The sequence below is a fragment of the Hassallia byssoidea VB512170 genome (assembly GCF_000817785.2).
GTDB lineage: Bacteria > Cyanobacteriota > Cyanobacteriia > Cyanobacteriales > Nostocaceae > Hassallia > Hassallia carrinoi.
On record NZ_JTCM02000097.1, the window covers coordinates 1 to 25689 of the forward strand.

General features: G+C 42.5%; 28 protein-coding genes and 1 pseudogene. 15 read left to right on the plus strand and 14 right to left on the minus strand.

The genetic code is table 11. The annotated features are described in order from the left end of the window. Positions 1 to 155, plus strand: a pseudogene (locus PI95_RS27420) (photosystem II q(b) protein); the annotation flags it as partial. Between the two features lie 93 nt (positions 156 to 248). Here PI95_RS27420 and PI95_RS27425 read toward each other — a convergent pair. Both PI95_RS27425 and PI95_RS27430 read right to left on the minus strand, forming a co-directional pair. Further along, positions 249 to 1112: a M4 family metallopeptidase gene (locus PI95_RS27425; protein ID WP_039738656.1), complete on the minus strand. Its 864-nt coding sequence runs from the start codon at positions 1110 to 1112 to the stop codon at positions 249 to 251. Positions 1113 to 1238: 126 nt separating this feature from the next. Continuing rightward, positions 1239 to 1910, minus strand: a complete 672-nt coding sequence (locus tag PI95_RS27430; RefSeq protein ID WP_163519240.1) for a hypothetical protein — start codon at positions 1908 to 1910, stop codon at positions 1239 to 1241. Positions 1911 to 2233: 323 nt separating this feature from the next. Between PI95_RS27430 and PI95_RS27435 the strand changes: the two genes are divergently transcribed. The 3 genes from PI95_RS27435 (at position 2234) to PI95_RS27445 (ending at position 7035) form a co-directional block, all read left to right on the plus strand. Next, positions 2234 to 5458 (plus strand): HypX (modular protein), encoded by a 3225-nt coding sequence (locus PI95_RS27435; protein ID WP_163519241.1) that lies wholly within the window; start codon positions 2234 to 2236, stop codon positions 5456 to 5458. Positions 5459 to 5591: 133 nt separating this feature from the next. Further along, the gene (gene ccmP, locus PI95_RS27440; RefSeq protein WP_039738662.1) at positions 5592 to 6233 is read left to right on the plus strand and encodes a beta-carboxysome protein CcmP; all 642 of its coding nucleotides are present in this window, start codon (positions 5592 to 5594) and stop codon (positions 6231 to 6233) included. 10 nt (positions 6234 to 6243) lie between these two features. Continuing rightward, a complete protein-coding gene (locus PI95_RS27445) occupies positions 6244 to 7035 on the plus strand; it encodes a pentapeptide repeat-containing protein (RefSeq protein ID WP_039738665.1) in 792 nt (263 codons plus the stop codon). Positions 7036 to 7139: 104 nt separating this feature from the next. On the opposite strand, the gene PI95_RS27450 is transcribed toward PI95_RS27445, so the two are convergent. Further along, positions 7140 to 8741: a histidine kinase N-terminal 7TM domain-containing diguanylate cyclase gene (locus PI95_RS27450; RefSeq protein WP_039738667.1), complete on the minus strand. Its 1602-nt coding sequence runs from the start codon at positions 8739 to 8741 to the stop codon at positions 7140 to 7142. 259 nt (positions 8742 to 9000) lie between these two features. On the opposite strand from PI95_RS27450, the gene recR reads away from it, so the two are divergent. Further along, a complete protein-coding gene (gene recR, locus PI95_RS27455; protein WP_039738669.1) occupies positions 9001 to 9558 on the plus strand; it encodes a recombination mediator RecR in 558 nt (185 codons plus the stop codon). A gap of 347 nt (positions 9559 to 9905) precedes the next feature. On the opposite strand, the gene PI95_RS27460 is transcribed toward recR, so the two are convergent. After that, positions 9906 to 11489 carry a GMC family oxidoreductase gene (locus tag PI95_RS27460; RefSeq protein ID WP_039740309.1) on the minus strand — a complete coding sequence of 528 codons (1584 nt, stop codon included), beginning with the start codon at positions 11487 to 11489 and terminating at the stop codon, positions 9906 to 9908. Positions 11490 to 11677: 188 nt separating this feature from the next. Here PI95_RS27460 and PI95_RS36250 point away from each other — a divergent pair, with 188 nt between their 5' ends. The 3 genes from PI95_RS36250 to PI95_RS27470 all read left to right on the plus strand — a co-directional run bounded on the left by PI95_RS36250 (position 11678) and on the right by PI95_RS27470 (position 13072). After that, positions 11678 to 11854: a hypothetical protein gene (locus tag PI95_RS36250; protein ID WP_236117213.1), complete on the plus strand. Its 177-nt coding sequence runs from the start codon at positions 11678 to 11680 to the stop codon at positions 11852 to 11854. 84 nt (positions 11855 to 11938) lie between these two features. Continuing rightward, positions 11939 to 12445 carry a MarR family transcriptional regulator gene (locus PI95_RS36255; RefSeq protein ID WP_039738670.1) on the plus strand — a complete coding sequence of 169 codons (507 nt, stop codon included), beginning with the start codon at positions 11939 to 11941 and terminating at the stop codon, positions 12443 to 12445. Positions 12446 to 12529: 84 nt separating this feature from the next. After that, on the plus strand, positions 12530 to 13072 hold the full coding sequence (locus tag PI95_RS27470) for an integral membrane protein (RefSeq protein ID WP_039738671.1): 543 nt from the start codon (positions 12530 to 12532) through the stop codon (positions 13070 to 13072). Between the two features lie 4 nt (positions 13073 to 13076). On the opposite strand, the gene PI95_RS27475 is transcribed toward PI95_RS27470, so the two are convergent. The 4 genes from PI95_RS27475 to PI95_RS27490 all read right to left on the minus strand — a co-directional run bounded on the left by PI95_RS27475 (position 13077) and on the right by PI95_RS27490 (position 17431). After that, entirely contained in the window at positions 13077 to 14255 is a 1179-nt protein-coding gene (locus tag PI95_RS27475) for an MFS transporter (RefSeq protein ID WP_039738672.1), read from the minus strand. Continuing rightward, entirely contained in the window at positions 14252 to 14947 is a 696-nt protein-coding gene (locus PI95_RS27480; protein ID WP_039738673.1) for a glutathione binding-like protein, read from the minus strand. Before PI95_RS27480 ends, PI95_RS27475 begins: the two co-directional genes overlap by 4 nt. 223 nt (positions 14948 to 15170) lie before the next feature. Beyond that, positions 15171 to 16247 carry an NADH:flavin oxidoreductase/NADH oxidase gene (locus PI95_RS27485; protein ID WP_039738675.1) on the minus strand — a complete coding sequence of 359 codons (1077 nt, stop codon included), beginning with the start codon at positions 16245 to 16247 and terminating at the stop codon, positions 15171 to 15173. A gap of 95 nt (positions 16248 to 16342) precedes the next feature. After that, positions 16343 to 17431, minus strand: coding sequence for an alkene reductase (locus tag PI95_RS27490; protein ID WP_039738676.1), 1089 nt, complete (start codon positions 17429 to 17431; stop codon positions 16343 to 16345). A 58-nt stretch (positions 17432 to 17489) separates the two neighbouring features. Here PI95_RS27490 and PI95_RS27495 point away from each other — a divergent pair, with 58 nt between their 5' ends. After that, entirely contained in the window at positions 17490 to 17774 is a 285-nt protein-coding gene (locus PI95_RS27495; protein ID WP_163519242.1) for a hypothetical protein, read from the plus strand. Here the strand turns inward: PI95_RS27495 and trxA are convergent. Next, complete coding sequence (gene trxA, locus PI95_RS27500) at positions 17749 to 18072, minus strand: thioredoxin (protein WP_039738678.1); 324 nt, start codon at positions 18070 to 18072, stop codon at positions 17749 to 17751. The genes PI95_RS27495 and trxA overlap by 26 nt on opposite strands. A 79-nt stretch (positions 18073 to 18151) precedes the next feature. Between trxA and PI95_RS27505 the strand changes: the two genes are divergently transcribed. After that, the gene (locus PI95_RS27505) at positions 18152 to 18502 is read left to right on the plus strand and encodes an ArsR/SmtB family transcription factor (protein ID WP_039738679.1); all 351 of its coding nucleotides are present in this window, start codon (positions 18152 to 18154) and stop codon (positions 18500 to 18502) included. Positions 18503 to 18638: 136 nt separating this feature from the next. Here the strand turns inward: PI95_RS27505 and PI95_RS27510 are convergent, their stop codons facing one another. Continuing rightward, positions 18639 to 19568, minus strand: a complete 930-nt coding sequence (locus PI95_RS27510; protein WP_236117214.1) for a sterol desaturase family protein — start codon at positions 19566 to 19568, stop codon at positions 18639 to 18641. Positions 19569 to 19808: 240 nt separating this feature from the next. Here PI95_RS27510 and PI95_RS27515 point away from each other — a divergent pair, with 240 nt between their 5' ends. Both PI95_RS27515 and PI95_RS27520 read left to right on the plus strand, forming a co-directional pair. Further along, positions 19809 to 21431 (plus strand): MFS transporter, encoded by a 1623-nt coding sequence (locus tag PI95_RS27515; RefSeq protein WP_236117215.1) that lies wholly within the window; start codon positions 19809 to 19811, stop codon positions 21429 to 21431. Positions 21432 to 21664: 233 nt separating this feature from the next. Continuing rightward, positions 21665 to 22681 carry an SDR family oxidoreductase gene (locus PI95_RS27520; RefSeq protein ID WP_039738680.1) on the plus strand — a complete coding sequence of 339 codons (1017 nt, stop codon included), beginning with the start codon at positions 21665 to 21667 and terminating at the stop codon, positions 22679 to 22681. A gap of 154 nt (positions 22682 to 22835) precedes the next feature. Here the strand turns inward: PI95_RS27520 and PI95_RS27525 are convergent, their stop codons facing one another. After that, complete coding sequence (locus tag PI95_RS27525) at positions 22836 to 23210, minus strand: hypothetical protein (RefSeq protein ID WP_039738682.1); 375 nt, start codon at positions 23208 to 23210, stop codon at positions 22836 to 22838. 212 nt (positions 23211 to 23422) lie between these two features. Between PI95_RS27525 and PI95_RS37675 the strand changes: the two genes are divergently transcribed. From PI95_RS37675 to PI95_RS37285, 3 genes are read left to right on the plus strand one after another with little or no spacing between them, the layout of a single operon-like run. Further along, positions 23423 to 23824 carry a hypothetical protein gene (locus PI95_RS37675; RefSeq protein WP_163519243.1) on the plus strand — a complete coding sequence of 134 codons (402 nt, stop codon included), beginning with the start codon at positions 23423 to 23425 and terminating at the stop codon, positions 23822 to 23824. Between the two features lie 54 nt (positions 23825 to 23878). Next, positions 23879 to 24097: an element excision factor XisI family protein gene (locus tag PI95_RS37280; RefSeq protein ID WP_336507624.1), complete on the plus strand. Its 219-nt coding sequence runs from the start codon at positions 23879 to 23881 to the stop codon at positions 24095 to 24097. Next, entirely contained in the window at positions 24078 to 24224 is a 147-nt protein-coding gene (locus PI95_RS37285) for an element excision factor XisI family protein (RefSeq protein WP_336507625.1), read from the plus strand. Before PI95_RS37280 ends, PI95_RS37285 begins: the two co-directional genes overlap by 20 nt. Positions 24225 to 24357: 133 nt before the next feature. Here the strand turns inward: PI95_RS37285 and PI95_RS27540 are convergent, their stop codons facing one another. From PI95_RS27540 to PI95_RS27550, 3 genes are all read right to left on the minus strand, one after another. Further along, the gene (locus PI95_RS27540; RefSeq protein WP_039738685.1) at positions 24358 to 24726 is read right to left on the minus strand and encodes a clan AA aspartic protease; all 369 of its coding nucleotides are present in this window, start codon (positions 24724 to 24726) and stop codon (positions 24358 to 24360) included. After that, positions 24726 to 24995: a hypothetical protein gene (locus PI95_RS27545; protein WP_039740315.1), complete on the minus strand. Its 270-nt coding sequence runs from the start codon at positions 24993 to 24995 to the stop codon at positions 24726 to 24728. Before PI95_RS27545 ends, PI95_RS27540 begins: the two co-directional genes overlap by 1 nt. Before the next feature lie 275 nt (positions 24996 to 25270). After that, positions 25271 to 25689 (minus strand): tetratricopeptide repeat protein (locus PI95_RS27550; protein ID WP_039738688.1); only part of this gene is annotated, 419 nt, incomplete at its 5' end.

Here is a 25689-nt window from a genome sequence, read left to right on the forward strand (position 1 = left end):
CTGGTCGTGTAATCAACACATGGGCTGATGTAATCAACCGCGCTAACCTGGGTATGGAAGTAATGCACGAGCGCAACGCTCACAACTTCCCTCTAGATTTGGCTGCTGCTGATGTAGCACCTGTAGCATTGACTGCACCTGCTATCAACGGTTAATTTTTAAACCAGTAGAGACGCGATTCCCTCGCGTCTTTACAAATTAAAAAGCGCCTCCTGGTCAACCGGGGGGCGCTTTTTTGTTAAGAATATTTACTCCAAGAAAATTCCCACTTCATCGAAAGCTGTAGCGATCGCTTGAAGCTTTTCATCCATGTTAGGATTGTTGCGAAACAGAGTTTTTCCTACTTCCTGAATAGCACGACGGCTATCACTAAAACTAGAGGTTTCACCCAGTTGTGTTAATGCTTTATAGAAAAGTACGGCGGCAGATTCTGGATCGAAAAGATAGTTATCTTCATTATCTTGCGAAGTTAATAAATTATAAGCTGCCTTGTTGTGAATTCCACAATTAAAGTGAACCCCACCGCGATCGTGAACCAGATACTGATAATTGTTCATGTGTTCGGGATGACCGTATCTAGGGGGAGAACTTAGATCCCTAATTGCTTGACCGTTTTGACCAAATCCGCGTCCTATTTCCCAGTTCCACATGCCAATATTAAGTATGTTGTAATTAGCAACCAAGATAGCAAAAATATCCGCGAAGGACTCGTCCAGTGCCCCTGATTCGTCTCTATATACAAGCTTGGCAGTCCAACTGGTCAATCCGTGACCAAACTCATGAGCAACAATATCTTGAGCTATAGCTAAAGAACGCAGTTCGCCATTTTGGATGAAACACTGCCCGAAAAATGCTTGCTCTAGGCGATCGTGCCAGTAAGCACAATTATCTTCTTGGTAATTCGGGTGAGGGTCTTCAACACACATAATACTAGAGATGTAAACCTCTGTTTCTTCATCTTCTAAAGAGTGTTCGAGGACATCTCTAAAGAATCTTTTAACGTTAAAAACATTATTATGAGCGTTAAAGGTTTGCTCTTGGGGGGGATTGACTATTTCTCTACCGGGAAGAGCATTATCTATAGCTTTATTAAAATAATACGTACGTACCATCCACTATTGCATCCTCTAAATATATCCGTCGTTGCGGGTTATCTTCAGAAGAAAAGGTACGCTGTTGACCAAATTAATTAGTAGCTCTTCCTGATACTGCGCCAACCCAGATTCTCCCTGAAAACTTTATCTAATAGTCTTCACACGGGGTAGCTCAGAAACTAAATCTCCCGTATGAGCATCAATTACATAGTCTACCATTTCTGGTATTGATTCAGACTTAGGGGGAGCATTAGTATTTTGAAATGGGTTCTCAACGACATACACTAACCGCCAGTTCTTAAACTTAGTGTCAAAGTAGTAATAGACAGTTGCAGTTAAATCCAAATTTGCCAAATTATGCTTTGTCAGTTTCTGAATTAACTCCTTAAGTTTCTCAGGCTTCAACTTGGGGGATGCGTCAATGCCACTAGGATCGCCAATAGCTGAGTTGATTGCCAGCAAATTGTAGTTATCGTCAACTTCCAGTGTTACAAGAGCGCCATACACGGGAATATTTTTATACCTTTGGCGAAACTTAATTGTATGTGTCTTAGTCTTCTGCCAACTTTTAACGGATACCCCTTCCAACTTCGACTGGTGGATTGGTTTGTGAGATGCAACAAAACCTCTTGCGGGTTCAACTTCCAGTAAAGCTTCCTCCAGTACTGGCATTAACCTATCTCCCACTTCTTTGAACATGTCTATTAGCTTTTTTCCTTCTAAGTCAGCTCTCTTCAGTACATAGACTAGATCATCAATACCACGAGGCTTGAATGCTGAAATTTGGTCTTCGGTATGGAAAGTGAAAGTTTTCATACCATTTCTATTCATGAAGTTTGGTTTAATCCCGCTTAGTTGTTGTCGTGTTATGTGCGATTACTTGTTTATACATAATTTAGGGATACACTTCAAGGTGTACAACTAAAAAATTAGTATTGTACAAAATGTATAAAATTTAAGTATGATTAGAGCGATCGCAACAGCTTAATATAACCTCATTAGCCTTGAAATCTTCAAAATAGCATCTCAAGAGCAATTTTTTCTGTATTTTTGTGTACATTATGTACAAATTGCATGGGTAAATAATAAACTTTATGTACATTTAATGAAAGCTAACTCAAAAACTAAAGTATGGCAGTATGGCAAAAAGAACTAAAAAGTCTGCAAACATGGATAACTTACCAAATCATGAGTCATCCGATCAAGATTTACAAAATTTAGGAAGACGCTCTCTTGAAGATCAACAAAGGGATAAATCTGTATATAAATATTTATTACAATGTTTAAGTGACCTTGGAATAAATGAAAAGCAAGAAAACGCTAAACCCAATGAAAGGAGTATTGCTGAACAATGGCATCAAAAAAATAACCGGATTTTTATCAGGCGTGTTTTACGTTCCGTACTTCCTGAATACTATAGTCAGGAAGAGAGAGTCTCTGTAGTTCCAGGATTAACTTTAGGAAAGTTAGTCGAAATTTTAGCGGGAATACAAAATTACTGGGCTAAACAAAGATTAAACACCCCAGAATCTGAAGTTCCCCGAATTTTAACTAGAGCAGAAAAGTTAAGAGCATTTCGCAAGTTTTATCAATTAACTCTGGAAGAAAAGGAAAAGTTAAATCTTTCCGTACATCCAGGAGAACCGATGCTACAAGAATTTTTGGCAATTGTTACCGATCCTGTCAAAGGTTTAAAAACTGAAGATGTCATACCTTTCTACAAAAGAGTTACAAATTTATTTTATAATTCATTCAAGAAATTAGAGTTAAAAAAGAAATCCTCTTTACCTTTGTCAATCACAGATATAATTAAAATAAATGTTGAACTTTTCCTCGAAGACCATTATCAGGGAATAAATGAAAATTTAAAAATACAAAAAACTAAAGAACTGGTCAACAAAGTTTGTCGTGAAATAAGTCGAATTGAGTTGCAAACAGGCTTTAGGCAATATAAATCTCTGTTGAAAGATGATATGTTCAGAGGTGAGCTACAACCAGATATTAGCTTATTGCCTCATAATTTTATAGAACATTTAACTCGCTCTCTTGTAGAAAATGAAATACTCACCGATGAGTTTCCTATCCATCTCAAGCAATTAGAAATTGAAAAAATACATCCTTTACCCCTTTATGTAAAGACGGAAGAACAAAAGTTTGGTTTGCTCAATCCACTTTTGCTAGACGATGAAGAAGATGAGGAGGACGTTGTTGGGTTAGAAAGACAATTTGCGTATAAAGTAAAAATACATTTTTATGTAAAAGTTCCAGATGATTATCAAGCTTGGATTGAAGGAGAATATCATCAAATAAGTTTTTTTAATCAAAATGAAAATAAATTAGAGTTTTTTGAAGAAATTACTGGAATTGGCAGTCCAATTTATCATATTATTTCTGCAATCAATAGAGTATTATTCTCGGATATTCCGGCACTAAGTAATTATTTTCCAGTGGCTCGTAATCTTTTAACTAACAACGAGTTTTTTGGGAGTTCCAGTCTCGTTTGGTCTTATAGTTTAGTTAATCTTTGTAAGAAAGATGATATTGATAAAGCAATTAATTCAAATAAAAATTATGAAGAGATTATCAGCAGCGATGAAACTGCTTATGGTGAATACTGCGGTTTTGATTCTGTAGAAATAGCTGCTAAGGCTGCACTACAAGCTAGATTAAGAGCAATTAAACAGACTGGGATAAATCCTGTAGTATATCTTACCGAACTGTGCCATCGAGTCGAAGAAATTAATGCACTCAGAAAAGCAGAAAGTTATTTGGATTTTTATCCATTTTCTTTAAAAGCGATGGAAGGTTATTTAAATCAGACAGTTTTTCGAGGTAGATATCGTATTGCAAATAGTCAGTTAAAGTTTTCAGAAATAAATGACGGTAAGCCTTGGAGTGCAGTAGCTTACAATGCTCACTTAAATATAACTGAAAACTATCTAAAAGAAGGACTTTACCGCATTGCTAAAAAATATCTTGATGTTTTAGAACCTCACATTGAAAATGCCAAAATAGGTAGTAATCAATGCTTTGATGATTTCATGTTTGCCAAATATGAGCTATGTAAGTTTAGATATCATTACTTGACAGATTTAGAAGATTTAGAAATCCGTCAACTACATTCAGATCGTGCTATTGCTATTCGAGCGGCTACAGATAGTTTAGATAATGCCGAAAGATATCTGAAAAATATTTTAAAAAAGTATTATGCTATCAGTGCTTGTGTTCAAAGTAATTTTCATCCATTCTTTTATCTTTTATCAAGAGTATACGCGCACCGAGCAAAACTTTATATATTCACATCTTCTTATATAGACCGTGGTGGAGGTAGATGGGATGGTCTGATAAAGCCTATAAGCCTTTTAGAAAAGGCGCGAATTTATGCAGCTAGAGATGGCAACCCGGCAATTTATGCTTACTGGTCTGCTTACCAAAGTTGGTGCTATATTATGGTGGCTTATTTGGGGGATTATCAACCATCTCCTACAAAATTTCCTAGAGAAGAATGTCTGCATTGGGCTAAACGACTGATAGAACATGCTTTAATTTGTTATAAAAATATTGGGAAAAAATCCTACCAAAAGATTAAAGATAATGGTGGCAGAATAACCGATGTGAGTATAGATGATAAATATTATAAAAATTACGGAGATGTACTAATCCAAGTCGTGCCTCTCATTCAAGAGTTAAGTGAGCAAAACGGTGAGTATAAGCAGATTTATGAATCGGAAAATAATGTTATAAAGATTGATTTTTCGATTTTAAAGAAAATTTGTACTGACGATAATAAATCTACGTATTTATTTGGAACGCATTCATGTATTCTGTTATTTGGCATGGGAATACTGGAACTATGTGATGATGAAAATGAAAGTCAACTGGGGTTAAAAATTAAAAAAGCTATCAGAATGTTTACATATTGTTCGGCAATCGCTGAAGATGGAAAGAAACTAAAAAGAAATCGTGATAATGAAACATTTTATTTAGAAAGAATTTTTAGTGAAGGAGATTGTTTAGTAAGAGGATTTTATCCTCACCGTTTAACTCAGTTTGCAGATTTAGGAAAAATTTGGACAGCAACTTGTAAATCTATTTTACTTTTATATAATTCAACTTATGATTGGCAACAAATAAATCAGCTACTAGAAACTTTACCAACTAGCTCTAACCAATCTATTTTAGACAGTGCTTGTAGACAAAAGCGTTACAACGGACACTTAGAAAGCCATTGCGATCGCCTCGTTGACTATTTTGAACAACTCAAAGTTAAAAAACTTAATGTAGACAGCTTAATGGAGATTCGCAACAAGATTGTTAGAGATATTTTCAAGATTATGCGTGGTGAGAGTGAGGTAAAAGTTTAGACAGCATCATCGCCGATTTATACTCAATTGAATGACCAACTCTTTTCAACTTTACTCGGCTTACGCATCCACCTAGCCTTATAGTAGTTTAAAGTTACGCCCATACATCGCAATATGACTGGAGAGCTAAACTTTGGGAATAGAACTACGCAGTTTTGTCTTTCTCGACAGCCTGCAACCTCAACACGCAGCATATATAGGAACAGTAGCCCAAGGTTTCTTGCCATTACCAGGAGATACATCGCTGTGGATTGAAATCTCTCCTGGTATCGAAATTAATAAAATTACCGATGTAGCCCTCAAATCGGCTTCTGTTCGTCCGGGAGTACAGGTAGTCGAACGACTCTACGGTTTATTAGAAGTTCATTCTGCCTCTCAAGGGGAAACGCGAGCTGCTGGTCAAGCGATTTTGGCGACATTAGGAGTTAAAAGAGAAGAGTGTCTGAAACCGCGTGTTGTTTCTACCCAGATTATCCGCAATATTGATGCTTATCAAACACAACTTATCAATCGCACGCGACGCGGACAGTTACTATTAGCGGGACAAACGCTGTATGTTTTAGAAGTTGAGCCTGCTGCTTACGCTGCACTTGCCGCAAATGAAGCTGAGAAAGCCGCATCGATTAATATTCTTGAGGTGCAAGCTGTAGGAAGCTTTGGACGGCTTTATTTAGGTGGACACGAACGTGATATTCTCGCAGGTGCGGCAGGAGCGTTAGCAGCGATTGAAAGTGTCGCTGGTCGGACAAATCCTCTGAGTGGGCGTCAGGAGTAAAATAAATATCATGGCAAATCGAGAGCATCTAGCTTTACTGAAAGCAGGTGCAGTCACATGGATCGAGTGGAGAAAGAAAAATCCCCAAATTGAACCAGACCTCAGCGCGGCGAATTTGCAAGGGTATAATCTCAGAGGCGCGAACCTCCAAGGGGTAAACTTGAGCCGGGTGGATTTGAGTAATGCTTTACTGGTGCGAGCAAACCTTAGTGGTGCTAACTTGAGCAGCGCTAACCTTTATAAAGCTAACCTGAGTGAAGCTAACCTGAGTGAAGCTAACTTTAGTGTTGCTAACTTGAGTGGTGCTACACTGACACAGGCAGATTTGAGTTATGCGAATCTGATTGGAGCTAATTTGAGTGAGGCAAATCTCAAAGACGCTGCGATCGCTTATGCTAATTTAATTGGCACTGACTTGAGCAAAGCTAATTTGAAAGGTGCTGATTTGGCTTGTGCAAAACTTTGTCGGGCTAACCTCTGTTTTGCAAATTTAATGGAAGCTAACTTGAGTGAAGCTGACTTAAGCCAAGCGAATCTGTATGAAGCGGAAGTAATCGGGGCTTATCTTTATAAAACTGATTTGTACAAAGCTAATTTAAGTTATGCTCATTTGGGTGGTGCATATCTGAGCAAGGCTAACTTGAGTGAAGCCGACTTGAGCAAAGCTAACTTGAGATGGACTAACTTAAATGGTGCGAACTTGGCAGGCGCTAACCTGAAAGGCGCTAACTTCACCGGCGCTAAAATTAGAGGGGCTAACTTTACCGGCGCGAATCTTCAGGAAACAATTATGCCTGATTGAGTTAGGACTTACGCAGTTTTTCACGGACGGGACGAACCGCAGAGAACGCAGAGGACACAGAGGAATAAGAGTTGGAGAGGTATTTTGCGTAGTATCGGTGAGTATTATCGGATACATTTTATACAATTGCGTCCATATGCTTTGGCGATATACAATGCTTTATCGGCAACTTGCAACAGCTCATCGCTGGTTTTTCCCTGTTCGGGAAATACGCTAATCCCACCCGAAACCGTTGTATTAATTTCCTTGTCTGCAAATTTAACTCGCGCAGCTTGAAAGGATAACCGGATTTGTTCAGCACGTTGAAACGCATTATTTAGTGTTATACCGGGCAAAGCTAATACAAACTCTTCACCACCATATCGACACACTATGTCAGTGGAGCGGCTGTATTGGCGCAGCAAGTCTGCAAATACTTGTAACACGCGATCGCCTGCCTGATGCCCAAATGTATCGTTAATTTTCTTAAAGTAATCGATATCCATTAAAATAACGGCAACTGGATAAGACTCTTGTGCTGCCCTTACCAGTTCTCTTTGGAGTGAGGAGTCAAAATAACGCCGATTGAATAAGCCAGTCAGTCCGTCCTGCATTGCCTGTTCTCGTAGTTGAGCCTGTAAAGTCTCAATTTCCAGCACCTGAAGACGCAAACGTTCGTTAGCCTGCCGAAGTTCAACCTCAGCCTGATGGCGTTGAGTAATGTCACGCAAAATAAGCAGATATCCTGTTAATTGCCTGCGGCGATCGCGTAATGGCGTAATTTGTAGCTCCAGATAACGAAGTGTTGCCGAATCGATTAATATCTCTGTGTTGACGCATTCATATTCGTGGTATGTGATGTTATATTGCCATTTTGACAAAACTTGCTCGGCAGATTGTCCAATCAGGTGTGCTGTAGTCCCAATCAGATTTTGTGCCGCAGGATTAATGTCAAGAATGCGGTTTTGCACATCCAAGACAAGCACACCATCACTCATGCTGTCAATCAAAATGTCCCGCGCTACCGGAACAAGGTCAAACATGCGGAAGCGAAAGATGTTAACAGCACAGATCAGTCCGGTCAGCATGAAGCTCATCGGGGTGATGTTCAAACCTGGGGGAGTAAGGTGTAGCATATAAGCACTAGCCCCAAGCAGTGGTATCAACGCACCAGCTAATACCATACAAGACTGGTGTCTATACAGAATAGACGGGAGCAAAGCTCTTTTGGTAAGCAGCAATATGCCTGCAAGTGTGTAAACATAAATACACGCCATCACCCAAAAAAAGCCGATATTATGTTGGTAAATCACAACATTACTTTTATGAGGATCGGGCAAAAAGCCATGCCAAATCAGATTATGCCATTCGTTGGTCGCAACCATTGCCACATTCAAGGCGGGAATAATCCATAACAACACTGTATTGCGAGATGTCAGCCACGGTCTTTTGTTCGTGAAGTGGATCGCAAATATTAAGAAAAGCGTAATTACACTACCCGATCCAAGGTATTCTAGCTTTGACCAAAATATTTTATCTTTTAGAGCGATCGCACCTGCTTCCATCGCCGCAACCATAGCATAAAGCGCGATCGCCAGCATCATCAAAATAAACGGTTTGCTAACAGAAGAAGTTTTGCGACGCTGCCACGCACCAAAGGCAACAATAGCTGAAATAATTGCAGTTAAACTAAGAAAGATAAAGTAAAGGTTGTATTGAAAAAGCATTTTGGATGCACTATTCAAGAATTTATCTCACATTCTTTGAGATAAATTTGAGATATATCATTAGAATGCCCCAAACTGCATCAGTTTTCTTTACTTAAGATATCTTTATTGCGCGATCGCCTTTTCTTAAGCAAATACGATGAATTTGAGTCAAATGACCAATCCAAAATCCTGAAAAATGTCATTATAGTAATAGTACGAACATACTGGAGATAAGACAACGGTTTACGCACGTCCTTTAGCACGGTTAATTGAACAACTGCAACGCTTGCCAGGAGTGGGTCCGAAAACTGCCCAACGTCTAGCGCTGCACATCTTGAAGCGTCCAGAATCAGAAGTAGAAGATTTAGCACAAGCTTTAATTGAAGCAAAAAAACAGATAGGCTTGTGTTCTGTCTGCTTTCACCTTTCTTCTGAACCTGTTTGTGAAATCTGCCGCAACTCCAACCGTGACAACAGCACTATCTGTGTAGTAGCAGATTCTCGCGATGTGATTGCACTAGAAAAAACCCGCGAGTTCAAAGGCAAGTATCATGTCTTGGGTGGGGTGATTTCTCCCATAGATGGAATTGGTCCAGAACAGTTAACTTTGCAAGCTTTGGTGCGACGGGTAAGTAAAGATAAGCCGCAAGAAGTTATTCTGGCAATTAGTCCCAGTGTCGAAGGAGAAACGACCACGTTATATATTGGTCAGCTAATAAAGCCATTTACTAAAGTGACGCGGATTGCTTTTGGTTTGCCTGTCGGTGGCGATTTGGAATACGCTGATGAGGTAACGCTGGCAAGAGCTTTAGAAGGACGCCGAGAGTTAGATTAGTTATATGTCTCTACAAAATACGGTTAATATCTAATTATTTCCATAGCAGTTTGCTCGGAAGAGCGTGAGAAACGATTTGCCCCGACTTCTTCTTTGAAGTCGGGGTCTTATTTTATATCATGTCCGTTGAATTAATACTAATAAAAATACTGCAACCGTCGTAGAGACGTTTCGACGGAACGTCTCTACAATATGTGTGATTAAAGGACATGATATTAATTGTTAGTTTTGCAGATAGCATTGCTGCCGAGCTTAAAAAGTATACCAACAAAGAGGGCGAATATTTTCCTTCCTATGCGCGATTAAGGAGGGCTTTTATGGGTTCCTTTCCTAGCGAACTAACTCAATCATCGTCTCCCATTCTCTCGTATCCTGTGCTTTTTACCACTACCGTGTTGTTTAGAACTGTGCTTTGCGGCTTTAATCAGATCGGCTGCTTTCTCACCAATCATAATGGTGGGCGCGTTCGTATTTCCCGTGGTGATCGTTGGCATGATCGAGGCATCGACGACACGCAATCCCTTCACCCCATGTACCCGGAGTTCAGAATCTACAACCGCCATTGGGTCAGTTCCCATTTTGCAAGTTCCGACAGGATGATACACAGTCCCGCAAACTTCCCGAACATAAGCAACGAGTGCTTCATTGCTCTGAACCTCGACACCGGGAGCAATTTCCTCACCTCGAAACTCATCAAAGGGACTTGAATGAAACAAGTCGCGAAAGAATTGAATCCCTGCCACTAGCTTCTGCACATCCGATTGACTTTGCAGATAGTTCATCCGAAGGATCGGGGCATCGGTGGGGTCAAGCGATCGCAAAGCGACACTGCCAATGTTCTGGGGATGGGTCAAACTAACATAGCCTGTGAACCCCGAATCAACGCGGACATACCCAGGAGGTGATAAAGGACGGGGATCGAAGAAAAACAGCAAATCTGGCTCAACATCGAGATTCCCCTCGCTATGCATAAATATTGCAGCTTCAGAAATACCATTACCAGTGGCAGCAGGTTGCACTTTTTGAGTTCCCTGGTAGGGCACGGGAAAGCCAACGTGGTCTTGCAGGTTTTGACCCACACCCGGCAGATCGACGACGACTGAAATCCCCATTGCTTGCAAGTGTTCTGCATTCCCAATGCCAGAAAGCATTAGCAGCTTGGGCGAATCGAACGCCCCCGCACTTAAAATGACTTCCTGACTGACCCTAACCTGGTGTAGCGTTCCAGAGTGCAGGTATTCCACCCCGATAGTGCGAGTCTCCTCAAACAACAATCGAGTCACCAACGCACCTGTTTGCACCGTTAAGTTCGGACGATCCAGAATCGGCGTGAGAAATGCAGCAGCAGTACTGTGCCGCTTACCATCTTTGATTGTAAACTGAAGCGGTCCTACCCCTTCTTGCTGCTCTGCATTGAAATCAGGATTGTACTCATATCCCATTGCCACCGCTGCTTCTACAAACGCTCTTGAAACCGCAGCAGGAGACACGATATCGGTGACGCTCAACTCCCCATCCACACTGTGATATTCCGAGGCACCACGTTGCTGATGCTCAGATTTCTTGAAATAGGGCAAGACATCTTGGTACGACCAACCGGGGTTGCCCAATTCCTGCCAGTGGTCAAAGTCGTGATGATTGCCCCGCATATACACCATGTAATTAATCGAACTGCTGCCCCCCAAGACTTTACCACGGGGACAAAATATCTTGCGATTGTTAAGGTACGGTTCAGGTTCCGAGAAATATTTCCAGTCCACCTCGGAGCCAGGTAAATTCCTAGCTTCCCGTGGGATTTGAATCTCTGGTTTGGTATCCCGATTGCCTGCTTCAAGCAACAACACAGTTGTTTGGGGGTCTTCTGTGAGACGGTTGGCAACCACACAGCCTGCTGAACCTGCACCAATCACAATATAATCATATCGAGACATTCCATGTTTTCCAAAACCAGCACTCGCAAAACGAGGAGAAATTACTGAGGTGACTAAACCAGTAGAGAAGAGGGCGGCCTTTTGAAGAAAACGACGACGGTCATGAGGCTTATAAAGCATCGACTCCTCCTCTGTTGATTATCTAAGGATTTATTGGTTCGTCTTAAGCGTTCTTTGTATTATTGAAAATGTCGCATAAATTTACTAAGTACACAAGAGCTGCATCAATCAAATTTGGTTATGCAATGGAATCTGTCAGGGTAGTGGTAAATATGGGTAGTGATAAACATTTTGTTATAGTTCCTTTACACTTAGATGAGGTTCAATCTTTACAAGTTTCGGCATTGGCGATCGCACCCTTGTGAATAAGCATAGGTTTTATTGAACACTATTTAGCCGGACTTGATATAACCTGGTGATTAGCCACCTAATTAAGGTTCTCGAAGACAGTGGTAACACTACATTCTTTTGTTGATCGCCAAACTTTACAAAATCTTGCCAACTCCTATCCTGAATTAGATATCGCTTCTGTAGAGACTTGTTTAGCGTTTCTCAACACCACGGCTGATGTATATGCAGCTTTAGACGCTCATTTTGCCCGATATAATCTTTCAATGGGGAAATTCACGCTGTTAATGCAGTTGCTTCAAGCTGATAAGCAATTAACACCATCCGAATGTGCTGAACGCACAGGTGTTACTAGAGCTACTGTCACCGGCTTGCTTGACGGACTAGAACGAGATAAATTAATCATACGTCAGCCTTGCCCGGCAGATAGGCGGATGTTAAGTGTGCAATTAACTGATAAAGGCAGGGAGTTACTTTCTCAAATGCTTCCTGACCACTTTTGCCGTACCACAAATTTAATGGCTCATCTGACTGAAGCTGAAAAAAAGACTTTAATTAAACTGCTAGCTAAGGTAAAGGCTGGAACTCCGGCAATGTTTGACCTGTAAAATCTGTTGTGAAAAAATCAGACTTATTGTAAATTTTAATTAGCCGCCTAACTATAAGGTGACTAATAACTAAGGTAAAGCCTGATGAAGAAGCTAAACGTCAAGCAGAAAAACTGGTTGTTATCCTTCCATGTTGCCTTTGGAGGAATTTGGTTTGGAACTGCTTTGTGTATGGTTGTTATTGCTTGGAGTAACCGCAACACTCCTAACGGGGACTCCTTATATGCAATAAATTCGATTCTTAAACGACTAGATGACTTTGTAATTATTCCCTCTGCTAATTTATCGCTCTTAACAGGTGGGTTGCTTTGCTGGCTGACGATTTGGGGATTTTTCAAACACTACTGGGTAATAGTTAAGTGGGTAGCAACGGTAACACTGATTGTTACGGGTACTATCTGGCTGGGTCCGTGGGTGAACGCTATGACAGCGATTTCGTCAACCGACAGGTTACAAGCGCTGCAAAATCCGCTGTATATATTTGACCAAAAGGGAGTGATTATAGGTAGGATTATTCAGACTTTTTGTGTTTTAGCGATCGTTGCTGTTTCGGTTCTCAAGCCTTGGGGTAGACGCAATTTGAAGAAAGAGGAGAAAGAAAGCGATAAATCGCTTACTACGAGCTAAAGTTTTATCTGAATCGCACATGTTTATTCTGCATCACCAGCCAGACTGAGAGCAGCGCACTGGCAACGCCAGCGATAATAAAACAAGGAATATAGCCGAAATTATCGACAATCCTACCAAAGACTGCTGCACCGATTCCCTGTCCCATAAACAGGCTGAACACGAACAGCGAAACTGCTGTCCCTCGTGCTTCGGGGGTGAGTTCTGTGGCTTTTGTTTGGAGAGTGCTGTGCATCATATAAAAGCCCAATCCCATGAGGATGCTTAGAGGGATAAACAGCATCCAGTTATGAAATGCTGCTATGGATAAGTAGCCAGCACACAACAACCATCCTCCAACTGCAATCAAATTTCTTTCGCCAAGCTTGCGTATTAGCCATTTGACTGTACCACTATAAATTAGACCACCTAGCCCGAAGCCACAGAGCATAAAGCCGATGATTAAATAAGATAAGTTGTATTTGTCTCTGAGAAATGCACCAATGTAAGCAAATGCGCCATAGACGAAAAAGCCTTCAATAAAGATTCCTATGATGATAGTGCGAGCGATCGCTTGGGTCATAAGTTGATAATAAGGTTTGAACGTTGCCAAACCCATCGGACTTGAAGTATGATGCTGTTCTTTGGGTAAGCGGTGACTTCGACGCCACATTAAAGCAGCGATCGCTAAAGATACAACCCCAAACAGCAGAAAAATGTCACGCCAGCTAAGATACTCCCCGAAGATACCACCCAAAGTGCCGCCGAGAATTTGACCCAATATAACTCCACTTAGATACCTTCCGATTGCTGTTTGGCGTTCTTCGTAGGCGAAGTTATCGCCAATATAAGCTAGCGATACTGGAATAATCCCGGCTGCAACTATACCCGTGAGACACCGCAGCAATGCGAGTATGGCGATGTTTGGCACAAAGGCACAAGCAGCTGTCCCCACAGCAAATGCAGCCATTGCCGCCGTTATTACCTTGAGTTTACCAATGCGATCGCTCAAGGGACCGTAAACTAATTGAAACAGTCCGTAAGGAATTGTATAGGCGCTGACAATCACCGCTGCACTGCCAACATTTAGTTTAAAATCGTCGGCAATGACACGTAGCAGCGGGTCAATTACCCGCACGTCGGCAATTACCATGAAGCCCGCAGCGCCCAACAGTCCTAATGAAACGGGTGTTTTATTTGTCATTGAATCGTCTTCGCCGACTGGTTAAATAATAACTCCCGCGATTTCTCAATATTAAGCGTCTGATTTTTAAATGCCTCTGCCTTTTGGTAGGCGCGAATTGTTGCCGGACGTGCTTTAATAACTTCAAACCAGCGCTTCAAGTTAGGAAAATCCTCTAATTTCTGACGTTGACCCTCATATCCGGTAATCCACGGATAAGCGGCAATATCAGCGATAGAATAATCACCAGCTACAAATTCTCTATCTGCTAATCGCTTATTCAGCACTCCATATAAACGCCCTGTTTCATTGACATAGCGATTGATAGCATAGTCAATCTTTTCGGGTGCGTATTGAACGAAGTGATGATTTTGTCCTGCCATTGGTCCCAAACCGCCCATTTGCCAGAATAACCATTGCAGGGTTTCAACGCGATCGCGCAAATCTCTTGAAATCAACTTGCCGGTTTTGTCTGCTAAATATAATAAGATTGCCCCAGACTCAAAGACGGAAATCGGTTCACCACCAATTGCAGGTTCGCGATCAATTATTGCCGGAATGCGATTATTCGGGGAAATCTGGAGAAAATCAGGTTTAAATTGATCGCCAATTCCTATATTTACCGGAATAATATTATAAGGCAGTCCGACTTCTTCAAGGAACATTGTGATTTTATGTCCGTTGGGAGTTGTCCAGTAGTAAAGGTCAATCATTTGTGATTTCTCCTATTGTAGTCAGCGCTTCAGCGCTTAAATCAAAGACGCGCATTTTTTAGTAGGAACTAATTAACATGAGCAAAATTAGGACTTACGCACTTTTTCACGAAAGTTTGTAGTAAGCGGTTCTAGTTTTTGAAGAGGTCTCAATGGGATTAAGGTTAATTTGCCGGACATAATATTAACTTCTTTCCAAAGCTTCGTTTATTAGTTCAGCTTTTTACAGCCAACTTGCATATTGTATCGGCAATGTAGCAATATTTTTTTGGTGAAGTTCTTGGGCAGCGCGATAAGTCCAATAAGGGTCGCGTAGCGCTTCCCGTGCTAATAGTACAATATCTGCACGATTATTGCGGATAATTTCATCGGCTTGCATGGCGTTGGTAATCAAACCCACGGCAGCGGTGGCAATGTTGGCATCGTGACGAATCTTTTCGGAAAAAGGAATTTGCCAACCAGAACCAAAGGGAATGTTTTTGTTATCAGGAGTGTTGAAAGCCGAACTACAATCAATCAAATCGACACCTTCAGCTTTCAGCTTTTTCGACAATTCCACCGAATCATCAATTGTCCAACCGCCTTCTACCCAATCAGAACATGATAATCTGGCAGTTAAGGGCAGGCGATCGGGCCAAACTTCCCTGACAGCGCGTGTTGTTTCTAACAAAAAGCGAATTCTATTTTCAAAACTACCGCCATACTCATCTGTACGTTTGTTAGATAGCGGTGAATAAAAGCTATGTGCTAAATAACCGTGGGCAAAATGTAATTCTAACCATTCATATCCAGCTTCAAGCGATCGCACTGTGGCAGATCGAAAATTATCCTGTATTTGCTGAATATCTTGGTGTGTCATTTCATTGGGAACACGCCATAATTTTTGATTATCAAAGGCGATCGCCGAAGGTGCGATTGTCTCCCAACCACCTTCAGAATCTTTAAGCGAATTATCGCCTTCCCACGGACGCGCTGCGCTGGCTTTTCTCCCAGCGTGCGCTAGCTGAATCCCCGGTACTGCACCATGTTCTTTGATAAACTTGTTGATGCGCTGTAGCGGTTCAATGTGTTTGTCTGACCAAATTCCCGCGTCTTTTGGCGTGATGCGTCCTCGCGGTTCCACAGCAGTAGCTTCGGCGATAATTAATCCTGCACCACCTATTGCACGCGAACCAAGATGAACTAAGTGGAAATCATTAGCCATTCCATCATCGGAACTATATTGGCACATCGGCGAAATCCCAATACGGTTACGTAATGTTACGCTTTTAAGTTGATAAGAATCGAATAAGTGTGGCATGATTTCCTCCCCGTGTTTTTGTTAGTCAAGATGAAGCGATCGCAATTGCAATCAGCACCGTGACAACTTTGCAGAATTTACGTTAGTAGAATAAGTTAACTAGCGATCGCTGGATAGTCTGTGTATCCTTTTTCACCGCCACCATAAAAGGTTGTCGGATCGGGTTGATTTAACGGTGCATTCAAAGCAAAGCGTTCAGGCAAATCGGGATTGGCTATATACAAAGTACCAAATGCAACTAAATCAGCCGCACCTGTTGACAAAACAGTATTACCTCTGCTTTTGTCATAACCGCCATTGACAATGAGTGTACCTTGAAAGCGCTCTTTGAGATGACTGGTTGGCACCACCGTTGCCCCATGTCTGATATCTGCTTCTATCGCTTCAAAGATATGCAGATATGCTAAATTAAATTTATTCAGCGCCTCAACCGCATAACCAAAGGTTTCTAAAGGGTTAGAATCACGTATATCGTTAAAAGTGCCGCTGGGTGAAAGCCGCACCCCTACTCTATTAGCACCCCATACACCAATTACCGCTTCTGTCACTTCTACCAGCAGTCGGGCGCGATTTTCAATTGAACCGCCATATTTATCTGTACGCTGATTCGTACCATCCCGGAGAAACTGGTCAATTAAATAACCATTTGCTGCGTGAATTTCTACCCCATCAAACCCAGCTTCTAATGCATTTTTCGCTCCTTGGCGGTACTGTTCGACAATCTCTGGAATCTCCCAAGTTTCCAAAGCGCGAGGAGTAACAAAAGGTTTCATTCCTTCGTAAGTCATTACTTGTCCTTGGGGAGCGATCGCGCTCGGTGCTACAGGTAACGCTTTATTTGGTTGCAAATCTGGGTGAGAAATTCTCCCAACGTGCCACAGTTGCAAGTAAATTCTTCCTTTGTGCTGATGTACTGCATCTGTCAGCGATCGCCAACCTGCCACCTGTTCTGCTGAATAAATGCCTGGTGTATTCGGATACCCCTGCCCTTGAGGAGAAACTTGAGTTGCTTCGGCGATAATCAGTCCCGCTGAAGCTCGTTGAACGTAATATTCGGCGTTTAACTGATGTGGAACATTTCCCTTACCTGCCCTTTGTCGCGTTAAGGGAGCCATCACAATTCGGTTAGGTAATTCAAGTTCACCTAACTTGTACGGAGAAAGTAAATTGATATCGGTATTCATAAGTTACCTCTATTAATGGGGCATTGGGGAATGGGGAATGGGGAATGGGTAATAGGGAATGGGTAATGGGGAAAGAATTATTACCAATTACCTTTTTCCCAATTACCAATGCCCAATGACGACAGGTGCTCCACTTGGGTCGCCACCCCCACAGTCAGGGTTTCCCGACTTGAGGGGAGTGGCGATTTGCTCCCAAGACCGCACAGCCAAACCTATGCCCAATGACGGCAGGTGCGTGACTGTCGGCATCCCCGCCCAACGCACAGCCAAACCTATGCCCAATTACCAATTCCCAATTCCCAATCCCCAATTTTCAATTACAGATACTGTGATAAAGTTTTAGTCAAGGTTGTTTTGGGTACTGCACCTACAACCGTATCTACTTGCCGACCGCCTTTAAACACTAACAGTGTGGGAATGCTGCGAATTCCATAATGGCTAGCGACAGTGGGATTTTCATCTGTGTTCAGTTTCACCACTTTCACCTGTCCTACGTGTTCACCAGCAAACTCATCGACTACTGGAGCCACCATCCGACAAGGACCGCACCAAGGTGCCCAAAAGTCCACTAACACGGGAATTTCACTTTCTAGGACTTCTTGCTTAAAGGTGGCTTCTGTTACGTTTGTAACGGATGACATAGTTGTCCTCCTGTAATATTCTTTAGTTCGATATAATCGAATAAATTAAATATAGTTTATTTTTCGAGATAGTGCAACTATGAGATTTATTTATCACCCAGACAGAAAAGACATATCTTTATCAGGAGTGCTGTATGCTTTAGGCGATCCGGTGAGGTTGGAGATTGTGCGGTTGCTTGCGACTGTGGGAGCGCAACCGTGTGCGGGGTTTGATTTTGCGATCGCCAAATCTACGATGTCGAATCACTTTAAGATTTTGCGGGAATCGGGGGTAGTCTTCACGCGCAAAGAAGGAACACAGCATATTAACATGCTGCGGCGTCAGGATATAGATGAATTGTTTCCGGGGTTGCTGGATGCGGTATTGCGATCGGCTCAACCGATGCAAATTTGTCAACAGGAAACTGCTGTGAAAAGTGTTTCACTCTAAATAATGGTAATGGGGAATTGGGAATTGGGAATAGGTAATTGGGAATTGGGAATTGCTAATTGAAGAGTGAGAAAAGTTATTACCCATTACCCACTACCCACTACCCATTACCCATTACCTATTACCTATTCCCAAATTAAAAAGGTAATTTTAGTAGATTTATAATACTTAATTCTTTCTTTTCCTGAGGTAAACCTAATTTAATCGCCTTTGGATTGCGAGGATAATTATAAGAATTGAAAAGTATATCCCATATAGTGAAAAAACTCGCATAATTTGCTGTTGCTTCTTTTCGGGCTTGAGAATGATGAGAGCGATGATAATTGGGTGTGACAATTAGGTAGCTGAGATATCTATCAATTTTTAACGGGATAGCCCAATTACTGTGATGAAAGATTAATTCACATGCCAATAAGATTTCATAGAGTAATAAGTTTTCTAGAGTAATACCAAATAACCAGATTAAAAATAACTTAGGTAGATTAGCTAAAATTGCCTCAACTGGATGAAAGCGATAAGCAGTAGAAGTATTCATTAACATTTCTGTATGATGAACTTTATGAAAACGCCATGCAATAGGCAGAGTATGCATTAATCTGTGCCACGCATACATATATCCATCGAGCAATAAGAAAGACAAGACTATTTTTAAGATAGGTGAATGAATAAAATGAAAAATACCGAACCATGAAGTTTGTTGCCAAATGCAATTTAAGAGTAAAGCTATGGTAAAATTATTTGCCAATACATTTATCAAGCCGAGAACTAAATTAGTATAAACTCTTTTATCGAAACTCTCTTTAAAACTGAAAAACGGAAACAGATTTTCTAGAATTCCGAATGAAATAACACTGCTGACAACAAGAAGTGATTGCCAATCCATGTTGAGATTCGCTCCTCTATAAAAAAATAAGCGAATAAGCGATCGCCGTTGCTTTAAGTGTATATAAATTTGTAGTACTAAATAACACTCTTCCTGGCTGCTAATTAGATCAACCGTCAAGTACCCCACTTGGAAAAAAGTTGCTTTTCGTTGCTTGAGTTTTATAGCGGTTCTCAGTTGCATGAGGTACGCTTCAACCCCACCCCCTACCCCCTCCCCGCAAGCGGGGAGGGGAGCGTTTGCGTAAGCAAATGCGGGGTGGGGTTCCGACTGTATTGCAACGAAGTGAGAAAGACTATATATCCAGGAATGAGCGCAAAAACTCTCTGCAACTCTTATTGCTTGGCGCACTTGGCGTACTTGGCGGTTCGTTTTATCATGATTTTGCGCTCATTCCTAATATCCTCCTCCACTTTTTGAATTATGACCGCACCAGCAGCTTCTGTTTCGATGTGGACTCCCCTACGTCAGCCAGTGTTTCGTGCCCTTTGGACAGCCTCAGCGGTGTCTAGTGTTGGCACTTGGATGCATGACGTCGGCGCAGCATGGTTGATGACTTCACTTTCACCGTCACCGTTTTTAATTGCGTTGATGCAGGCAGCATCAAGCTTGCCGTTTTTTTTGCTGGCATTACCAGCGGGAGCGCTGGCAGATGTCGTCGATCGGCGAAAAATGATTTTGTGGACTCAGGGTTGGATGCTGATTGTCGCTACTTTGTTGGGATTTCTCACCCTGGCAAACATTACTACACCGTGGATTCTCTTAGTTCTCACTTTTGCTCTGAGTCTCGGCAGTTCGATGAATATGCCTGTATGGCAAGCCGTAACCCCAGAACTAGTAGAAAAAGAAGAACTTCCCCAAGCTATCACCCTTAGTGGCATTGTGGTTAACCTTTCGCGATCGATTGGTCCGGCTTTAGCGGGGATAATTATCGCCCAAGCTGGTACGGGAGCAGTTTTTCTACTTAATGCGGCTTCCTTTGTTGGGGTGATAATAGTAGTTTATCAGTGGCGTCGCACCCCGCAAAAAAGCGGCTTACCGACAGAACGCTTCATCGGAGCGGTACAAGCGGGTATTCGTTACGTGCGCTACGCTCCAACTTTTCAATCAGTGCTAATTCGCACCTCAGCTTACATTTTATTTGCTAGTGCCTTATTTGCCCTTTTACCGCTTTTAGGAAGACGAGAATTAAAGCTTGATGCTTTCGGATACGGAATGATTCTAGGCTTTTGGGGTATTGGTGGATTAGCAGGAGCGTTCATTTTACCGAAGCTACGGGAGCAGTTTTCTATAGATAAATTGGTGGCAGGCTCATCAGTATTGATGGGTATAATGTTGCTGGCGCTAGGAACAGTGCGGAATTTTTACGTAGTATGTGCCTTGATGCTGTTGGTGGGAATTGCTTCTCTCAGCTGTATGGTTAGTTTCAGTGTCTCAGCGCAAACAGCCGTGCCTACCTGGGTGCGTGCGAGAGCTTTATCGGTGCAATTACTTGTGTTCCAGGGATGTATGACCTTGGGAAGCCTCTTGTGGGGTGCTGTAGCCCAACGCACAAGCATCACCGTAGCTTTGACTAGCGCGGGAGTGGGCTTGATTGTGGGTGTGGCACTGACTGCACGCTATCGCTTGCGGTGTGCGGAAAAGTTGGATTTGCGGTCTTCGCTGCATTGGGATCAACCGACAAATGTTTTTGAACCATGTCCGAATGATGGACCTGTGTTGATTAGTTTAGAATATCGCATTGACCCAGCGAACGCGGAGGAGTTTACCAAAGCGATGCAAGCACTAAGTCAAATTCGCCGGCGTGATGGAGCGATTCGGTGGGGTTTGTATCAAGATTTATCAGACCCAGGTCGGTTTGTGGAAACACAAATTGTCGAATCTTGGGCAGAACACAAACGGCAATTTGAACGGGTGACGAATAGCGATCGCCTAATTGAAGAACGTGTGCGAGCGTTTCATATTGGCGAAAAACCGCCGAAAGTTTCGCAAATGATTTACTCAAAATATACAGATGGTCAGGGTTTGCGGCAACCGTGCGGATGATATAAGGTAAAAATTTGCGCTTGTTTAACAGTGTGTAGTATAAGGCGATCGCTTTAATGGGTAATCGCCTCATACCTGCAACGGAGGATAAGACGATTTCTTTCACCTATAAGTTATAGAACATAGCGGCATTGTCAAAAAAAAATGCATCGAATAAAAGCGGGAATGTCCCAAGAAGACACGAGCGCGATTGTTCGACGGTTCTATAAAGATTTTGTAGAGAGTTAGAAATCATGACTATTTCACTTAAACCCCTCCAAAACCAAGTAATTGTCATTACTGGTGCTTCCAGCGGAATTGGCTTGGTGACTGCGAGAATGGCTGCAAAGCAGGGTGCAAAACTTGTCCTTGCAGCCCGTAATGAAGACGCTTTGCGTCAACTGACTGATGAGATCAAAAGCAAAGGGGGTCAAGCAATCTACGTCGTCGCTGATGTAGGACAAGAAGAAGACGTTAATCGCATTGCACAGAAAGCGATCGCCGAGTTCTCTGGTTTCGACACCTGGGTAAACAACGCGGGTGTATCCATCTTCGGTGCTTGCGAAGAAGTTTCGATACCGGACATGAAGCGCATGTTTGACACCAACTTTTGGGGAACCGTCTATGGTTCCCGCGCTGCCGTCAAACACTTTAGGGAACGCGGAAGAAGCGGTGCGCTGATCAACGTTGGTAGCTTTTTGGGCGATCGCGCAGCACCAGTCCAATCTACCTATTCGGCTTCAAAGCACGCGATTCATGGCTGGACGGATGCTTTGCGGATGGAGTTAGAAAAGGAAAAGGCTCCTGTCTCCGTAACGTTGATTCACCCCGGACGAATCGACACACCGTACAACGAACACGCCCGCAGTTATATGCCTAAGCAACCGGCTCATCGCGGCATGATTTACCCACCCGAAGCGGTAGCTGAAGCAATTTTGTATTCGGCAGAACATCCGAAGCGGGACATGTTCGTAGGCTTTCAAGCCAAATCCCTTGCGGTGCTAGGTGGTATGGCGCCGCGACTGACGGACAAGTTGATGGAGATTTGGGCGTTTTTCTCTCAGCAGTCCGATCGCCCCTCACGCGATCGCGAAGACAACGCGCTGTATCGCGCTGGCTATGGTATGCACGAGCGCGGAACCCACCAAGGATGGATTCGTTCAGGCAGCCTGTACGTGAAAGCGGAGAAGCATCCAGTTTTCACAGCCGCGATTATAGCCAGTTTTGGCGTAGCAATCTGGTTGTTTGCGATTTCCGCTATTCAAAGCTAGTGAATTTGCGTGGGGAAGGGGAAATTTTCTCTTTCCCCTCATTCTTGGTTGATTATACCAATTTAAATAATGTTTGCGACACATAAATTCTTCGTAGGGGCACGGCAGTGCCGTGCCCCTACCCATCTGTCGCATTCTTTTTTCGCTCTTGGTATTAACTTGCGATCGCAACTGGCTTTCTGCGAGTGGGACGCTTGCGGTCTGATTTTTTCTTCAATCCAACCGCTTGAGCTTGATCGCTATCTGTCCCATATTGCCCGCGCACGACTTCTTTCATCGCTAATACAGTATTGTGAAATTCCCATTCTGCTAATCGCGCAGCATCCGCAGCAGCACGATATAAAGTTAGTTTTTCGGTTTCGGCTTGTTGAGAAGTCAACATAGCCTGATAAGCTTGCTGTAACTTTGTCCCAGAGGCATCAGTACGGGGTGTATCATAGGTAGTGATTGTTTGCAAACCGTGCATTGAGTCAATATCTTGACTAATCAGTTGACGGGACAAACGACGTGTTATATCTGGGGTAGGCATAGTTGCATACGCGGTAAATTGTATATTTAATGTACCCATTCAAACAAAAAATATAACAGTAAGGCGAAAAAAAGGTGATTTAATGTTTGCAGGTTGATGCGATCGCATTATCATATCACGTCCGCTTTATTACTTACTCTTATCCGCAGAACCCCACCCCGTCAAAGCTGTGCTTTGTCTCCCCTCCCCGCTTGCGGGGAGGGGATTAAGGGGTGGGGTGCAGTGAGTGTGAGAATCATAACTACTTATTTGGACTTGATGTCACTCGACACAATGGCATTGTCACCCGACACAATCGCATTGTCACCCGACACAATCGCATTGTCACCCGACACAATCGCATTGTGACTCGACACAATCGCATTGTCACCCGACACAATCGCATTGTGACTCGATGCAATCGCATTGTGACTCGACACAATCGCATTGTCACCCGACACAATCGCATTGTGACTCGATGCAATCGCATTGTCACCCGATACAATATGATGACTAAACCGCAAGATGCTTTTTGGTACAGTCAGAATTTTGTAGTACAGTCAGAATTTTGTAGGGTGCGTTGTCGCTCGCGCAACGCACGATTCATCGAGAGTGCGTTACGGCTAATGCCGTAACACACCCTACTGAATACTCATTATTGTAGACATAGAGAAAGAGGAGATTAGGCAATGGATAAATTAACCGAGTATCCCAAGCTAATCAGGCGTATTATATCTGAGTATGTAGAATTATGCAACCGTCGTCCCAACAAAGACATTGAGACATTTTTGATTGTGGATGAGTCAAAGAAGCATTACATCTGGATGAACCTTGGTTGGGAGAACGGCGATCGCATTACTGGTATTACCGTTTATGTTCGCATTCGTGATGGTAAAATCAAAGATTGAGGAAGATTGGACTGAAAATGGCATTGCAACTGATATAGTTCGTGCGGGTGTTCCCAAGGAAGATATTGTGTTGGCATTCCACGAGCCTAACATGCGGCAGTACACAGATTTTGCAGTAGCCTTGTAGCGATCGCGTATTGATGATTTATCTTTAAACTGAGTTCAGCAATTTCCAAAACTTTTTGGAAGAGTATTCTAGACAATCTACATGACGAGAATAGGCGATCGCTCAAGCGCAATTGCCAGTTTATTGCTCAAAATTATAAAATATTATCAACTAGAACTGTACCACCAGCACAGAAGTCTATACTGAGATGGTAATCTTCAAGTAGCGCAGTTCCAATAAGCGGACGACGACCCATAGCTAAAACTGCTACATCACGCTCTACACCGTTCCACAAAATAGTTGCCAAATAAACGTTAGTTGCAACATTGGAATTATCAGCAAGATTTGCATTGATTCGGGCAACATAAGTCAACCCAAGTTCACTAATGGCATCAGGTGGCAAGGTCAAAAAACCTTCAAAGCCTGTATCAACAACACACTTAATTTCTATGTTTGTACCTTCACACAGACAAAGAATTACACCAATTTGAGCTTGAAGCCCAACTACAGTTCCGTGTATCACTATGCCGTCCTGACCAATGTACCACCAACTGCGTAGACTGCATTAAATCCGATTTTTTCTGCCCAAACTGCGGCATCAGCTTGTTTGGCTCTTAACCGCAGACTCGTGACAACCAAATCATCACCAATCTCATATTCACCTGTCTCAACATTTATTGAGATAATTTTGCCAATATTCTCTGGTGTTTCTACTTGAGTGCGGATACTCTTTTCATAGAGTTCTTTGCCACGTCGGGTAATTTCTTCATCATTAACTTTAGGGTAGGACATATCAACAATTTCCTCTCTTGAAGCCCGTGGACTTTTATCATTATTGTAGGACAGAAGCAACTTTGACTTCAAAACCCAATAATTCTTAGGTTTTACACTCGACTTTAGTTTTAATGCAGCCACAATTTAAATGCACTTTTTGATGAGCAGTAACAACACCCTGCAAAATCTAAACCCACTAAAAATTATCCTTCTCCGTTTTGCCTTTTCTGAATTGATAGCGACCATTCTCGCAGACAATTACAGGACTTACGCAAAAACCAAGATCGCTCCTCTTATTCCTCTGTGTTCTCTGCGTCCTCTGCGGTTCGTTTTTGGTCATTTTGCGTAAGTCCTAAATTAGTCAGATTTTCACGGGTAGTAATTGTGTTGGGATGATTAACCCCTAAGCTTTGTTCAGCAATTTGCAAAGCTTTTTGGTACAGTGGTTTAGCTTCACCGTACCGTCCTTGGGAACGGTAGAGTCCTGCCAGGTTGTTGTAACTCATGGCAACATCGGGATGCTCTTCTCCCAGCAAGCGTTGATAAAGTTGCAAAGCTTTTTGGTACAGTGGTTCAGCATCACTGTACCGTCCTTGGGATTGGTAGAGTCCTGCCAGGTTGTTGTAACTCATGGCAACAGAGGGATGCTCTTCTCCCAGCAAGCGTTGCGTTAGTTGCAAAGCTTTTTGGTACAGTGGTTCAGCATCACCGT

Coding starts and splice junctions, on each gene's coding strand:
- PI95_RS27425 (WP_039738656.1), bottom strand. CDS start 1,112: ATGGTACGTACGTATTATTTTAATAAAGCTATAGATAATGCTCTTCCC.
- PI95_RS27430 (WP_163519240.1), bottom strand. CDS start 1,910: ATGAAAACTTTCACTTTCCATACCGAAGACCAAATTTCAGCATTCAAG.
- PI95_RS27435 (WP_163519241.1), top strand. CDS start 2,234: ATGGCAAAAAGAACTAAAAAGTCTGCAAACATGGATAACTTACCAAAT.
- PI95_RS27445 (WP_039738665.1), top strand. CDS start 6,244: ATGGCAAATCGAGAGCATCTAGCTTTACTGAAAGCAGGTGCAGTCACA.
- PI95_RS27450 (WP_039738667.1), bottom strand. CDS start 8,741: ATGCTTTTTCAATACAACCTTTACTTTATCTTTCTTAGTTTAACTGCA.
- PI95_RS27460 (WP_039740309.1), bottom strand. CDS start 11,489: ATGTCTCGATATGATTATATTGTGATTGGTGCAGGTTCAGCAGGCTGT.
- PI95_RS36250 (WP_236117213.1), top strand. CDS start 11,678: ATGTCGCATAAATTTACTAAGTACACAAGAGCTGCATCAATCAAATTT.
- PI95_RS27470 (WP_039738671.1), top strand. CDS start 12,530: ATGAAGAAGCTAAACGTCAAGCAGAAAAACTGGTTGTTATCCTTCCAT.
- PI95_RS27475 (WP_039738672.1), bottom strand. CDS start 14,255: ATGACAAATAAAACACCCGTTTCATTAGGACTGTTGGGCGCTGCGGGC.
- PI95_RS27480 (WP_039738673.1), bottom strand. CDS start 14,947: ATGATTGACCTTTACTACTGGACAACTCCCAACGGACATAAAATCACA.
- PI95_RS27485 (WP_039738675.1), bottom strand. CDS start 16,247: ATGCCACACTTATTCGATTCTTATCAACTTAAAAGCGTAACATTACGT.
- PI95_RS27490 (WP_039738676.1), bottom strand. CDS start 17,431: ATGAATACCGATATCAATTTACTTTCTCCGTACAAGTTAGGTGAACTT.
- PI95_RS27495 (WP_163519242.1), top strand. CDS start 17,490: ATGGGTAATGGGGAAAGAATTATTACCAATTACCTTTTTCCCAATTAC.
- trxA (WP_039738678.1), bottom strand. CDS start 18,072: ATGTCATCCGTTACAAACGTAACAGAAGCCACCTTTAAGCAAGAAGTC.
- PI95_RS27505 (WP_039738679.1), top strand. CDS start 18,152: ATGAGATTTATTTATCACCCAGACAGAAAAGACATATCTTTATCAGGA.
- PI95_RS27510 (WP_236117214.1), bottom strand. CDS start 19,568: ATGCAACTGAGAACCGCTATAAAACTCAAGCAACGAAAAGCAACTTTT.
- PI95_RS27515 (WP_236117215.1), top strand. CDS start 19,809: ATGACCGCACCAGCAGCTTCTGTTTCGATGTGGACTCCCCTACGTCAG.
- PI95_RS27520 (WP_039738680.1), top strand. CDS start 21,665: ATGACTATTTCACTTAAACCCCTCCAAAACCAAGTAATTGTCATTACT.
- PI95_RS27525 (WP_039738682.1), bottom strand. CDS start 23,210: ATGCCTACCCCAGATATAACACGTCGTTTGTCCCGTCAACTGATTAGT.
- PI95_RS37280 (WP_336507624.1), top strand. CDS start 23,879: ATGGATAAATTAACCGAGTATCCCAAGCTAATCAGGCGTATTATATCT.
- PI95_RS37285 (WP_336507625.1), top strand. CDS start 24,078: ATGGTAAAATCAAAGATTGAGGAAGATTGGACTGAAAATGGCATTGCA.
- PI95_RS27545 (WP_039740315.1), bottom strand. CDS start 24,995: ATGTCCTACCCTAAAGTTAATGATGAAGAAATTACCCGACGTGGCAAA.